The organism is Collinsella sp. TF08-11AT (assembly GCF_003437035.1).
Lineage (GTDB): Bacteria > Actinomycetota > Coriobacteriia > Coriobacteriales > Coriobacteriaceae > Collinsella.
The window spans coordinates 66536-80499 of record NZ_QSRL01000008.1; the positions used below are offsets into that span (position 1 = coordinate 66536).

The 13964-nt window shown below is 62.4% G+C and carries 10 protein-coding genes; 3 read left to right on the plus strand and 7 right to left on the minus strand.

Translation table 11 applies throughout. The features are described from left to right. The first annotated feature begins 2 nt into the window (after window positions 1-2). The gene (locus tag DXC79_RS06565) at window positions 3-830 is read left to right on the plus strand and encodes an HAD hydrolase family protein (RefSeq protein ID WP_158550982.1); all 828 of its coding nucleotides are present in this window, start codon (window positions 3-5) and stop codon (window positions 828-830) included. Between the two features lie 52 nt (window positions 831-882). On the opposite strand, the gene DXC79_RS10050 is transcribed toward DXC79_RS06565, so the two are convergent. After that, entirely contained in the window at window positions 883-1032 is a 150-nt protein-coding gene (locus DXC79_RS10050) for a hypothetical protein (protein ID WP_158549343.1), read from the minus strand. Between the two features lie 251 nt (window positions 1033-1283). Between DXC79_RS10050 and rlmKL the strand changes: the two genes are divergently transcribed. Beyond that, the gene (gene rlmKL, locus DXC79_RS06570; RefSeq protein ID WP_117635581.1) at window positions 1284-3842 is read left to right on the plus strand and encodes a bifunctional 23S rRNA (guanine(2069)-N(7))-methyltransferase RlmK/23S rRNA (guanine(2445)-N(2))-methyltransferase RlmL; all 2559 of its coding nucleotides are present in this window, start codon (window positions 1284-1286) and stop codon (window positions 3840-3842) included. Between the two features lie 94 nt (window positions 3843-3936). On the opposite strand, the gene DXC79_RS06575 is transcribed toward rlmKL, so the two are convergent. The 4 genes from DXC79_RS06575 to DXC79_RS06590 form a co-directional block, all read right to left on the minus strand. After that, window positions 3937-4650, minus strand: coding sequence for a response regulator (locus DXC79_RS06575; RefSeq protein WP_199665671.1), 714 nt, complete (start codon window positions 4648-4650; stop codon window positions 3937-3939). 4 nt (window positions 4651-4654) lie between these two features. Next, window positions 4655-6280 carry an ATP-binding protein gene (locus DXC79_RS06580; protein ID WP_117635583.1) on the minus strand — a complete coding sequence of 542 codons (1626 nt, stop codon included), beginning with the start codon at window positions 6278-6280 and terminating at the stop codon, window positions 4655-4657. A 136-nt stretch (window positions 6281-6416) separates the two neighbouring features. Then, complete coding sequence (locus DXC79_RS06585) at window positions 6417-8444, minus strand: KUP/HAK/KT family potassium transporter (RefSeq protein WP_117635584.1); 2028 nt, start codon at window positions 8442-8444, stop codon at window positions 6417-6419. A 159-nt stretch (window positions 8445-8603) separates the two neighbouring features. Next, window positions 8604-9476: a nitroreductase family protein gene (locus DXC79_RS06590; RefSeq protein WP_117635585.1), complete on the minus strand. Its 873-nt coding sequence runs from the start codon at window positions 9474-9476 to the stop codon at window positions 8604-8606. A 213-nt stretch (window positions 9477-9689) separates the two neighbouring features. On the opposite strand from DXC79_RS06590, the gene DXC79_RS06595 reads away from it, so the two are divergent. Further along, window positions 9690-11990 carry an LTA synthase family protein gene (locus DXC79_RS06595; RefSeq protein ID WP_117635586.1) on the plus strand — a complete coding sequence of 767 codons (2301 nt, stop codon included), beginning with the start codon at window positions 9690-9692 and terminating at the stop codon, window positions 11988-11990. Between the two features lie 703 nt (window positions 11991-12693). Here DXC79_RS06595 and DXC79_RS06600 read toward each other — a convergent pair. Both DXC79_RS06600 and DXC79_RS06605 read right to left on the minus strand, forming a co-directional pair. Continuing rightward, on the minus strand, window positions 12694-13392 hold the full coding sequence (locus tag DXC79_RS06600) for a hypothetical protein (protein ID WP_117635587.1): 699 nt from the start codon (window positions 13390-13392) through the stop codon (window positions 12694-12696). 2 nt (window positions 13393-13394) lie between these two features. Beyond that, complete coding sequence (locus DXC79_RS06605) at window positions 13395-13964, minus strand: hypothetical protein (protein ID WP_117635588.1); 570 nt, start codon at window positions 13962-13964, stop codon at window positions 13395-13397.

Here is a 13964-nt window from a genome sequence, read left to right on the forward strand (position 1 = left end):
CCTTGATAAAGCTCATCCTCGCAGACATGGATGGGACCCTGTTGCCGTTTGGCTCAAGGGTCGTATCGGAGCGCACGCACAGCGCGATTCTTTCGGCGCTCGATGCGGGCATCGCGTTCGGCCCCGCAAGCGGGCGCGACTACGCCGACCTGGCCGATGCCTTTGACGGCGACGCGCGCTGTTTCTCGACCGGCATCATGGCCAACGGAAAGAAGGTCTTCTCCAGCGGCGAACTCGTGTTCAAAAAGACGCTCTCGACGGAGGCCCTCGTCAAGCTCGATAGCGCTGTACGCCCCTACGCGGGGACGTCACTCTGGCTAGTCGCCGATGTCGATGAGACAGGCAAGCGCTGCGAGCAGTTCCTCTGCGCCGTCGAGCCTGGCGACGAATTCGCCCTGGAAGTCGTTAAGGACTCCGGAAGAGACATGGCGCTCGGAGACGTGCCCACGAACCGTGACGTCATAACCGCCGGCATCTTCGTCAACGTCAGCTCCGCCCCGACGGAAGTCGTTCGGAGTCGATGCAAGGAAGCCTGCCCAGAACTTGATTCCCCCTCGCCCGTCCCATTCTTCCTCGATGTTGTTCCGGCTGGCTGGAGCAAGGTAAACGGACTCGACGCGCTTCTCGGCAGCCTTGGGGTCACGCTGGACGAGGTCGCTTTTATCGGAGACTCGGAAAACGACGTGACGCTCCTCGAAAAGGTGCCGAACTCCTACGCAGTCGCGGGCGCGATGCCAGAGGCGAAGGCCGCGGCCCATCACCTGATCGGGAACGCAGCCGAGGACTCCGTCGCGAAGCTCATCGAACAGATTGTCCAGCAGCGAGGCTAGGGTTCCGCCAGCGTGGCATGCGCCGCGTGCCTCGTCATCCGTTCGTGGCGCGCTACCTCGTGACGATCCAGAGCGTGGCCATCGTCGCGACGCCGATGCCTACGATGAGCGCGGCCCACAGGACGCGGACCACGGGGTTCATGTCGCCCGTCACCACCATGTCGTTCGCGTGCCAGAACCAGCTCTCGTTTCCCTTGCGCATGATGCACTCCCTTAGCCTCGATTACGCCATCTATGGCCGAGCAATCGCAGGTCACGTGCCATAGATTTGCCCTACGCCCAGCTTTCAGTTCTGTAAGGCGGCGGGAGCCTGTGCGAGGCCCCGAGTCCTGAGGCCGTTGCAATGAAAATGGGAATCAAGGGGCACGCATCAATCATATGGGTTCCTTTCGAGGGCGATGGCAAACGAAGCATCCATCATATAATGGAGCGACGCAACCAGAGAGGTCACCCATGGAATTTTATGCAAGCTGCCCCGAGGGCTTTGAATCCGCACTCGCCGACGAGCTCAAGTGGCTCGGGCTTTCGCATGTCCGCCGCCTGAAGGGCCGCGCTACGTTTGAGGGCGAGCTCGAAGAAGGCTACCGCGCCTGTCTGTGGTCGCGCCTGGCCAGCCGCGTGTTTGTGGTACTTGGGCGCTTTGAGGCGCAGGATGCCGATGCGTTGTACGACGGCGTTTACGACATTGCCTGGGAAAACATCGTCCGCCCCGGCGCCACCATTGCCATCACTGCCCGTGGTGTGACCGAGCAGCTGCGCAACACGCGCTTCTCGGCCCTGCGCGCCAAGGACGCATTGTGCGATCGCCTGGCCGAGACCACGGGCCGTCGCGCCGATGTCGATGCTGCCGACCCCGATGTCCACCTGCTGCTTTCGCTACGCCAGCGCCGTGCGAGCATAAGCCTGGACCTTTCGGGCGACCCGCTGTTCAAGCGCCTGCCGCCCGCCGCGACCCGCGCCGGCGAGGGCGCGCACGTGCTGCGCCCCGACTACGCCGCCCTGGTGCTGTCGCAGGTCGGCTGGACCGCACTGTGCGAGCGCGAGCTGACGGCCGACGACTACGAAAACGAAGCCCTGCCCACGCTGATCGACGCCTCATGCGCCGGCGGCGGTCTGCTGTTGGAGGCCGTGAACATTCTGACCGACCGCGCCCCGGGTACCGCACGCGAGCACTGGGGCTTTGAGGGCTGGCAGCTGCACGACGCCGCCCTGTGGAAGCAACTGCTTGCCGAGGCGCGCGAGCGCGAGACGGCAGCACGCGAGCGACAGGCGCGCATCGTGGCCGTAGACATCGACCCCGCCGCCCGCAAGACTGCCGAGCGCATGGTCAAGTGCGCCGGCTACAAGCGTTTTGTCGACTTTTGCGCTGCCAAGCCAGCCACCGTGTTGGACCATGCAGGCGCTGTCGCCGGCGCCGCCGTGGTCGCGGATACGACCGAGACGCCGCTTTCGCTCATGCACGATGCCATGACGCTGGTCGGCGAGCTGCGCCGCGCGCCCGAGCTTGCCGCGGCACCGGTCGCCGCACTCACCCGCGACGGATTGCTGGCCCGCGCGCTCCACGCCGAGCCCGAGCGCTCCATCGCCGTCATGCCCAACAACGAAGAGGCGACCGTCGAAGTCTGGCCTTCTCTCGACCACGCCGCCGCGGCATTCGAAGCTGCGACCAGTGCGAATGCCGAGGAGCAGACCGCGGATGCCCAAGACGAAGCCGCCAATACCCCCATGCCCGAGCCCGCTGCCACGCTCGACCTGGGCGACGGCAAGCCACTGCCCGTGCTCATCCCCGAGTCCGAGCAGTTCGCCAACCGCCTGCGCAAGAACGCCCGTCTGCGTCGCAAGTGGGCAAAGCGCGAGGGCGTTACCTGCTACCGCGTCTACGATGCCGACCTGCCCGATTACTCCGCCGCCATCGATCTGTACGAGGGTTGCCCGCAAACGCCGGGCCGCTGGCTCGTCATCGCCGAATACGCCGCGCCCAAGACCATCGACCCCGCACTGGCCCAGGCCCGTATGCTCGACATTCTGGCCATCGCGCCGCGTATCCTGGACGTGCCGGCCGAGCACGTGCACGCCAAGGCCCGCATGCGCTCGCGCGGCGGCTCGCAGTACGGCAAGCAGGGCGCCGGCAAGGGCGCATCGGGCGAACGCGCCAACATCGCGCGCCGTCGCCTGCCGCTCATCGAAGAGGGCGGCCTTACCTTTGCCGTCAACTTTGACGACTATCTGGATGTGGGCATCTTCCTGGATCATCGCGTCACCCGCAACCTAGTGCGCGAGCACGCCAAGCAGGCACGCCGCTTCCTCAACCTGTTTGCCTACACCGGCACCGCTACCTGCTATGCGGCCGACGGCGGCGTCGAGGAAACCGTGACGGTCGACCTTTCCAACACCTACCTGGACTGGGCCGAGCGCAATATGCGCCAGAACGGCTTTGTTGGTCCGCAGCATCATTTTGTGCGCGACGACGTGCTCGCCTGGATTCGCGACCAGCGCCAGACGCGCAACCGCTGGGACCTGATCTTTGTCGACCCGCCCACGTTCTCGAACTCGTCCAAGATGGGCCGTCGCACCTGGGATGTTCAGCGCGACCATGTTGAGCTTTTGGCCGGCGTATCGCGCCTGCTCGCGCAGGGCGGCCACGCCATCTTTAGCTGTAACCTGCGCGGCTTCCGCCCCGAAACGCGCAAGCTCGCGCGCGCGGGCGTCGTGTTGGAGGACATTACGGCGCAGACCATCCCCGAGGACTTCGCGCGCAACCAGAAGGTGCACCATTGCTACATCGTGCGCCGCCTGCCCATCGAGGATGCCATGGCCGAGGTCGGCTTTAGTGCCGAGGAGATTGCCGAGCGAACCGAGGAGCTGCGCAACCCCGAAGCCCGCAAGCCCCGTGCAGCGGCACCCGCGCATGCACAGGCCGGCAACGGCAAGTCCAACTTTGCCGGCAAGCCCTCCCCCACCGGCAAGCTCAAAAAGAAGAAGTTCTACGCCAGCAAGCCCAAGGGCAAATAACAAAGTTGCGGTGGAATACGGACTGTTTTGCCTGGAATTAGGCAGTTTTAGACCGTATTTCACCGCGGCTCATATTGGGATGATGGTTGGCGATCTAGCCTTGGGTGACCAGTCGGTAACCGATACCCACGTGCGTTTGGATATAGCGCGGGTGCGCGGGATCGGACTCGATCTTCTTGCGCAGCGTGCCCATAAAGACACGCAGGCTTGCCAGGTCGCTCTTGGTCGCCGTGCCCCAAATCTCGTGCAAGATAAACTGGTGCGTCAGCACCTTGTCGGCGTTGTGCGCCAGCAGGCACAAGAGCTTGTACTCGATCGGCGTCAGATGCAATTCCTCGCCGTCCATCGTTGCGATACCGGCATCAAAATCGATATGCAACTCACCGGTATCGAACGAGCCCTCGGAGGCAACGCCGCCCGCCTGCGCATACGAAAGGCGCCTGAGCGTCGTGCGAATGCGCGCGAGCAGTTCCTCGACCGAAAACGGCTTGGTCAGATAGTCGTCGGCGCCGGCATCGAGCGCGCGGATCTTGTCCGCGTCCTCGCTGCGCGCCGAGACCACAATGATCGGCATGCCCGACCATGCGCGCACCGACTCCACCACCTTGACGCCATCCATATCGGGTAGGCCCAGATCGAGCAGCACAATGCTCGGTGCCTGCGACGAGGCGGCGGCGATGGCGGCATGGGCGGTCTCCACAGCCATATGACGCAGGCCGTGCGCCTCGAGCGCGGCAACGATAAGGTTGCGGACGGCGGGATCGTCCTCAACGACCAAGATGAGCGGTTTTACGGCAGAGTTCGGCACGGCGCTACTCCTTATCAAACGAAACATCGGCGGCGGGAAGCTCAATCGTAAAGACCGAGCCGTGCGGGTCCGCCGCGGCAACCTCTATGCTACCGCCATGCGCCAACGCAATGGAGCGGCAGAGCGAAAGACCCAGGCCCACGCTGCGGTGGCTGTCGGCCAGACCATGGTTGGCGGTGTAGAACGACTCAAAGATCCGCTCGCGGTCCTCGGGCGCGATGCCCGGCCCGTCATCGGCCACCGAGCACGTCACGTGCCCATCGTCGACGCCAATCGAAATCACGATATGCGAGCCTGCGGGCGTATAGGTGATGGCATTGTTCACCAGGTTCACCACGAGCTGTACCATCAGACGCGCGTCGACGCTAACGAGCGCCGGCTCATCGCACGCCACCACCTTAAGGTCGTGCTCGCGCACGGCCGGACTTACGTGGCGCAGCGCCTCCTCGACGATATCGTCCATGAGCTCGAGCGTGGTCGACAGGTGCATACCGCCACCCTCGAGCTTGGTGATGGCGAGCAGGTTCTCAACGGTGGCGTTGAGCCACAGTGCATCCGAGCGAATGGATAGGAGCATGCCGCGGCGCGTCTGGTCGTCGAGCACGGCCGTGCCGGTCGAGCCCTGGTCGAGCAGCACGTCGGCATTACCCGAAATGCTGGTAAGCGGCGTGCGCAGGTCGTGCGAGATGGAGCGCAGCAAGTTGGCGCGCAGCTGCTCGTTTTTAGCGAGCACCGCCGCCTCCTCGCGAGCCTCCATGGCGCGGGCGCGATCGAGCGCCAGCTCGCCTTCGCTCACGATGGCATCGGCAAGCGTCCGCTCCTCGGGCGTCAGCGCATCGGGCTCGGCGACAATGGCGAACACCCCCACCACCGAGGCGGGATCGCCCGCGCGCACCATGGTGTCGCCCGAGCGCACGGTCAGGTATATGCCGTAGAACGCCGAGGCGCCATAGGTGGCATCGAGTGGCGTTCCCACATAGGCGGACGCCGAGAGCCGCAGCGGCATCTGGGGCGCCAGCTGGTGTACCGGCGCGGCATCGCCCACGGCCGTGTACGTCGTGCGCGGCAGCAGGTCATCGTTATCGGCATCGGCGCTATACCACACGACCGGACAGTCCGAAAGACGCGCCAGCTGCGTTGCCATAGCGTGCACAATCTGTTGCTGATCGCCACACCGCTGCAGCATGCGGTTGGTCTCGAGCACCATCTGCGTGCGACGGTCGCTGGCGGCAGCCTGCGCCAAGGCGCGGCGCAGGGCCAGCGCGATCGAGCTCGATACGAGCGAGACCGCAAACATGATAAAGAACATGCCGGGATAGACGCGGTCGATAAACGACAGCGCGTAGCGCGGGTCGACAAACAAGAAGTTGTAGAGCGCCACGGCGGCAGCCGAGCTCAGCAGGCAGTACAGGCGGCTCCAGGTAAAGAAAGCGCACAGCTGCACGGCGAACACATAGACGATCATGATGCTCGGCGCGAGCCCCGGATGGTCGAGCAGCGCGCCCACAATCGTCGCCGCGGCTAGCAGCCCCGCCGATACGCAGGCGTCATACAGAGGGCTGCGACGCGTCAGCGTTGTACGCCGCCACCAAAAGTTCTCGGCAATATCGCCGTCCGCACGGACGTCCATCAGCGCCCCGCCCCTCTCTCAAAAACAAAAACCACCACAAAGGGGACTGGCACCTTTGCGGTGGTGGCCTCCTTGTGGTGGTTTCAAGTGTATAGCCTTTGCAGCCTGCGGTCGCTAGACAAACAGCAGACGTCGACTACGGACGCTCGTCGGGAGGCAGGCGCTGCATCTTGCTCACGGCCTTAAACTTGGTGAACAGCGGCACGTACTCAAAGCTCACGTTGGAGTTCTCCAGGCCGTACCAGCGCGCAGGCGTGCCGGCGGCGCGGCGGATGATGTACTTGAGCGTGATGGCCGTACGCTCGCTGGGCTCCACGTCGCTTTCGGGCGCCAGCAGCTTGCGGATCATGACGAACTTAAACGTACCGATGTTGCCCGGGTCCTTGTAGACCGAGTAATCGTGCGTCTGCGCCGGCAGCTCGCCGCTGGCAGCCAGGTCCTGAACAACCTGGCGCAGGTAAGCATTGACGCGCTGGTTGATCTTATAGCCCAGATACAGATGCACGCGGAATACGTAGTCGGTGCCGAACGTCTCGACCGAGTAGGCAAAGGTATGCGGCTCCTCCATGGTCTCGACATTCACGAACCACCAGGCACGAGCGCGCTTGGGGTGCTTATCCAAAATCGAGTAGACGATATCGCGGTCGATATAGTCGGTGTTGGTGTCCTTGGTCAGGTACACGATGTTGTCGCTCATGAGCTCGTAGCGATCGTCGTCGCGCAGGCGTTTGAGCTGCGGCAGATAGCTGCGCAGCGGCAGCAGCGTAAACTGACGTTGCTCGACCGCCGTACCGTTGTACCAGCACACCATGATGCCCATGATGAGTGCAGCCATGAGGATGGTGAAGTAGCCGCCGTGGAAGAACTTGGTGAGCGAGCTCACAAAGAAGAAGCCCTCGAGCAAAAGGAAGAAGGCGGCAAAGATCCACGGCGCGACCTTGAGATTGCGCTCCACGTGCAGATAGAAGAAGAGCAGCATTGTCGTGCACATCATGGTCAGGGTAATGGCCAGGCCGTACGCGGCCTCCATGTGCGCCGAGTTCTGGAACAGCAGCACCACGACGACGCAGCCCACGAGCATGACGTTGTTGACCATGGGGATGTAGAGCTGGCCCTTGGTCTCGGCAGGATAGAAGACCTGCATATGCGGCATGAGGTCCAGGCGGCTGGCCTCGGACACCAGCGAGAATGCGCCGGTGATGAGCGCCTGCGAGGCGATGATGGCCGCGACGGTGGAAAGGCCGACGGCAAAGGGGCGCAGACCCGGGGCGAGCATCTGGTAGAAGGGGTTGAGGTCGGCGATACCCATGAGCTCCGGGTTGTCGGCGTTGTTGATAAGCCACGCGCCCTGGCCCATGTAGGACAGCAGCAGGCAGCACTTAACGAACGGCCAGGTGGCATAGATGTTGCCGCGGCCCACATGGCCCATGTCGGAATAGAGCGCCTCGGCACCGGTGGTAGCGAGGAAGCAGCTGCCCAAAATCATGATGCCCGCATGGTTGTTGGGGCTCAGCAGAAAAGCGATGCCACGCAACGGGTTGAGGCACAGCAGCACCGCGGGATACTGGCAGACAAAGAACAGGCCCGTGCCGCCCAGGAACAAAAACCACAGCGTCATGATGGGGCCGAAGGCGTGACCGATCTTGGCCGTGCCGATGCGCTGCACCAAGAAGAGCGCGATGATGATGGCAAGCGTGATGGCGACGACACGACCCTGGTCGTCACCGAGCACGGCATGGACCGCCGGGATGGTGCGCAGGCCCTCGATGGCCGTGGTGACGGTAACGGCAGGCGTCAGGATGCCGTCGGCGAGGAGCGCCGCGCCGCCCAGCATGGCGGGGATGATGAGCCACTTGCCGCAGCGCTTGACCAAGCTGTACAGGGCAAAGATGCCGCCCTCGCCGTGGTTGTCGGCGCGCAGCGAGATCAGCACGTACTTGACGGTCGTCAGCAGCGTGACCGTCCACACGACAAGGGAGAGCGCGCCGAGCACGAACTCCTGCGTGACGCTTCCGATGCCGCCGTTGCCGGCAACGAGCGCCTTGGTTACATACATGGGGCTGGTGCCGATATCGCCATACACCACGCCCAGCGTGACGAGCATCGCCGAGATGCTCACAGGAATCGCAGCGTGCGAGGCTACTTCCTTTGCCTTTTGTTCCATAAGCCGGTTTCCTCCCAATTTTAACGTTCGACGGGATTATATGTAATCAGCACATATTTTAATGGCACCGTTTTCCCAGCTAGATAAACATTTATGCGGCCTTTAGGCCACCGCGGCGATATGGAATGTGACAAAGGGACGCCCCCTTTGTCACATTCGTCATTTTCCGAGCCAGTTTTTGAACCACCACTCCATAGAGCGGCTCATCTCGGCCATAAAGGGGCTCGTGTGCTTACGGGTGTAGATGTCGATGACGCGCTCGCCCACCTCGCGGGCGTGCGGGCGAAACATCGCATCCATCTCGGCCACCTGCGCATCCATCGTCGCGGCGTCGGCGCGACAATAACGCTCCTCGTGCACCAGGTTCACCACGGGATGCGCGATTGCCGGGCGCTCCTTACGGGGCGTGCCGATGATGAGCATCGACAGCGGCATGGTATAGGCAGGCAAGTCCAGCAGTGCGGCAACTTCCTCGGCGTTCTCGACGATATCACCGATGTAGCAGCTCCCCAGCCCCAGGGCCTCGGCGGCAACCACGGCGTTTTGAGCGGCGATCACGGCATCCTGCGCCGCGATGGCAAAGTCGCCCAAACCCGGCGCGCGGCGGGGCGCCTTGCCCGTGCGCCCGACAAACTCGGGTTCAAAGCAGCCCACGTGCTCAAACAGATCGATCCACTTGGCATAATCGACCACAAATATAAGTGCCCAGGGCGCCTTGGCGATCATGGGCTGGTGATCGCACAGGTCGGCCAGACGGTCCAGCGTAGCCTGCTCGCGAATGCTCACGATGGAATACATCATCATGGCGCCCGCCGACGGCGCGCGACTCGCCGCATGCAAGATCGCCGCCCGCTGCTCGTCGGTCACCGCCACGGGACGGCCGTCGTCATCGCGCGCAAAAGCGCGCGTGGACGAGCGGTGCTCCAAAATGTCCAGTACCGCGTTGCCCGTAGTCTCGACCGGATAGCCGTACGTATCCACGCCCGCAGCTCCGTCGCCGCCCATGTCCGCCTCGCAAACCTGCTCGCTCATTGCCCTACCCTCGCCATTTCTTTAAGAAGCCTTTACGTTTCCGTGTAATTCCCGTCCATTATCGCGCAGGTCGCCACTACATTGCGCCACACCGCCACACGCGCGCGTTAATATGGCTGGTTGGTGTGCGCAGCCACCAATTGCTGCGCATATCTTGGTAACAATCGGGTAAATCCCCGCTTTCGTAGGTTTTAGTTTGTGAGGAGTCTCAGCATGTTCGCTGCCGCCATCTCGCTCGTCGGTCTTGCGGCGACCGTCTACCTTGTCTTGCGCGAGGCCAAGGCCATTTGCGCAAAGTCGGGCACCGTTGCCAAAAGCGCTCTTGGGTGGAGCGTCGCCTTCGGCCTGTTCCAGCTCTTTTTGACCATTTGGGGCGCCATTGGCCTCGTCGCTCAAAACGAGCCGCTCGCCTTTGTAATTCTCATCCTGACCAACGCCATTCTCACCGGATGCGCTTGGGCCAGCATCGCCCGCGACCGCATCGCACCGCGCGTCTTTGCGTTCGCCTCGGCCGACGCTCCCGCCCCCACTGGCAAGCTCGCCCGCCTGCGCGGCGCCTTTGTGGGCAAACCGCTCGTCGCCGCCGTCCTGTGCCTGCTGCTCGCCGGCGTCTTTGCGCTGCTGGGCATGGAGGTCTCGTCCAACCACGACTTTACCTGGGTCTACCCCCTGTGCATCCTGCTCGAGTGGGCCATCATCACCGTGCTCATGACCGGCCTGTTCTTCCTATTCCAGCGCCACGGCGCAGCTCCCGCGGTCCTGGCCTTTGCCCTCTTTGTCCTGGGCATTGCCGAGTTCTTCGTTATCACGTTTAAATCCATGCCCATCCAGCCGGGCGACCTTTCGGCCATCTCCACCGCCGCCGCGGTCGCCGGCAACGGCTACACCTTCTCGATCTCGCTGTTCTGCGTGCTGTCCATGGGCTTTACCGCCATCGCCATGCTGCTGTGCGAGTACGCCGGCCTGGTGGCACCGCACCGTCAGAAGGGTGCCGCCAGCGCCAAGCGCATGCTGCTCACCAACCTGCTCGTGGCAGTGCTATGCCTGGGCGGTGTGACCGCGCATGTCACGCTCATCGACTACTACAACACTCTCGGCATCACCGTCTACACCTGGCGTCCGCTCGAGAGCTACTGGCGCGAGGGCTACCTGCCTGCCTTTATTAGTGCGGCGCAGTCCATCAAGCCGCCCAAACCCGCCGACTACTCCGTCGACGATGCCAAGGCCACGCTCAAAAAATACGCCAAGGCCTACGACAAGTCCGACGCCGCCAAGAGCGACGAGCGCACCGCCGCAAAGGAGCAGTTCGACAGCGAGAAGCCCACGGTCATCGCCATCATGAACGAGACGTTCTCGGACCTGTCGATCTATCAGAACATGCGCGCCGGCTACGAGGGCCCGCAGTACTTTAAGAACCTGTCCAACTGCCTCAGCCGCGGCAAGCTCTATGTGAGCGCCTACGGCGGCGGCACGGCCAATACCGAGTTTGAGTTTATGACCGGCAACTCCATGGCCAACCTGGGTTCGGGCGTGTACCCCTACACCATCTACAACATGGAGACGACCGGGAACCTGGCAGAGCAGTTCAAATCGCTCGGCTATTCCACCACGGCCATGCACCCCAACCACGCCACCAACTGGAACCGCGAGAACGTCTATAAGGACTTTGGCTTTGACCAGTTCCTGTCCATCAACGATTTCCAGGGCGCCGATACCCTGCGCGGCATGGTGACCGACCAGGCTACCTACGACAAGATTCTGGAGCTTCTCGACCAGAACGCCGACCCGCAGTTCATCTTCGATGTGACCATGCAGAACCACTCGGGCTACGACACGGGCCTGCTGCCGGCAGATAAGCAGATGCACCTCAACATCGACACGACCGATCTGGACGCCAAGACCGTCGAGGACGGCACGCTGTCCGATGTCGACGAGTACGTCTCGTGCATCGAGCAGTCCGACCAGGCGCTTCGCTACTTCCTTAACGCCTTGAGCAAGCTCGACCGCAAGGTGGTCGTGGTGTTCTGGGGCGACCACCAGCCGTTCTTCCCGTCCAAGTTCAACGATAAGTGGTTTACCGGCGAGGACGACGCCACGCACCAGGAGCGCTTGTGGCAGACCGACTACATCATCTGGGCTAACTACGACGTCGCCGGCTGCGACCAGACGAGCGAGGTCGACGACCTGTCCACCAACTACCTGTCCACCCAGCTGATGCAGCTGATCGGCGCCCCGCTGACCGACTACCAGAAAGCGCACATGACGCTGCGCGAGTCGCTGCCCGCCATCAACTCGGTGGGCTACGAGGACGCCAGCCTGCGTTGGGCGCTTTCCTCCAACGTCACCGGTGACGACGCCGCCGCAGCAGCCGCCACCAAGGCGCGCGAGGATTACGCCAAGATGCAGTACTACGAGATGTTCCGCGACGGCAAGAACGTGTATACCGAGCACTTCCAGACCGAGGCCAACGAGACCGACCCCAACCTGGCACCGGGCACGACCAAGATCAAGTAGCGACACGTCTTAACTGGTTCGTCTGCCTGGCGGCGCGGAATGTAAGGTTCCCTGCTCGGACAGTCCTGCTCGCACGGAGAGCACATTAAGTGCTCTCCGGCTCGTGCGGAACTCGCGATGAACCTTACATTCCGCGTCGCCAGGCAGACGCCTCGGTGTTGAAGCGCGGCTTGTCATGAAAGCATCCGCAACATATATAAGTTGAAGGCCACATTAAGTGGCCTTCTTTATATTCGGAAAGTGTGTCCCGGAATCTGCCTTCGGAATGGGACGCAGTTTCCGCTTGAGGGCCTGTTGGGAAAGCGCATCCCACTTCAAGAGAAAATTCCGGGTCGCACTTTCCGCTAAGGCTCTCAACCGGAAAGTGCATTCCATTCCAAGCCTTAATTCCGGGACATAGTTTCCGGACAAGACATCAACCGGAAAGTGGGGACCACTCTGAGCGCCGATTCTGGGACACACTTTCCGAAACCCCGCCCATCCGGAAAGCCCGTCCCACTCCGTATACATCCAGGCATGAAATCATCAGCTTATTAGGCCTTCTATCAATAAAGAGACACCCTCCCGGGCGGCGGGCACGAAGTTCATCGCGAGTTCCGCACGCAAAGAAGACCACTTAATGTGGCCTTCGTCTTGCGCAGGACTGTAGAGCTGGGAACTTCGTGCCCGCCGCCCAGGAGGGCGTTGCGTTTAGAAGATGGACCTAGCGCTTGTTCCTCCGGGACAAGAGAAGCGCGGCTATAAAAGCGATGATGGCAAGCGCCAGCAACACCAAAAGCAAAGCGAGCGTGTTGTCGCCCGTTGCCGCCAGACCAAGCAAGCCGGGCTTCTTGCTGCCAGCAGGTTGTACGGGGATCTTCTCGCCATCGTCTTCGGCGGTGATTTCCCAGCGAATTGCCTTGTTTGCGTCGGCAAGCTCGTTGCCCACCGACGTCGGGACACTTAGTTGCAAATTGAGTACCGTGCTGCCATCGCTCGTAAACGTTGCGACCTGCGTGGGATAGGCAAACACGCTGCCCGGCGTTCCCGTCTGGAGCCAACCGGCAGACGCATCGGCCGCCGACGCCGTTAGGGTAATGGGCGACAGCAGATGTGCCGTCTCGTGATCGACAACAGCCCGCACAAACACACGTACCTGGGACTTTACACCCGTGGCACGAACCCCAATCTGTTGCTCGCGTACATCGCCGGGCATTAGATCTTTAAAGGCTGGAAACAGATCGGGCTCCCCCGAGGAGTCCGTCGCTCCCGATACCGTTAGCTGGCGTGCATTTCCGTCATAGGCAATCGAGGGCGTATCGGCGAACGCACGGGCAGGAACGGCGAGCGCGACCACGCAGAAAATGGCCGCGACCACACAACGCAAGGAACGCGCAACGTCTTTGAAAATCGGTAAAGCCATGCTTACGCACCTCCGTGCGGCGGCACCAGCACGCCATCTTTGACCGTACAGTTCCATGCCTCGGTGACCGCATCGTCGGGCGTAGACTGAATCGCTTGGGTCGAGATGTCAACAACTAGGTTTTTACCATCTGCCTTCTTCTCGGACACGCCCTTGATGAGCACGCCCGTCTTGTCGAGCGGCGCAACAGGAGACGTCCAGTAGTAGAACCCGTCGGCCGAGCGAACCCAAGACGAGGCGCTGCCAGTAGTTGAGGCATTGGACACGTTGCCCCACACAATGGCGTAGTCGGTACCCTCGACCGGCTCATCCCACAGGCGCGCGCCATCCTGGTCCTGCCAGTAGATATCCACCGCAGCACGCAGGTATGCCGGAGCCGAGCCCTTGTTTGTAATCGTGACGTCACTCTTCACGTTGCCATTGAGCTTCTCGTCTACCGAGGGCGCCACCGAACCAAAGCCAAACTCGTTGACCAGCACGCCCGTAACCGAAAGCCACGCAAAGGTGCCGGCAGCGCCAGCCAAAAGAAGAACGCCGACAAGGAGGGCAACGATCTGCTTGCGCTTACCCAT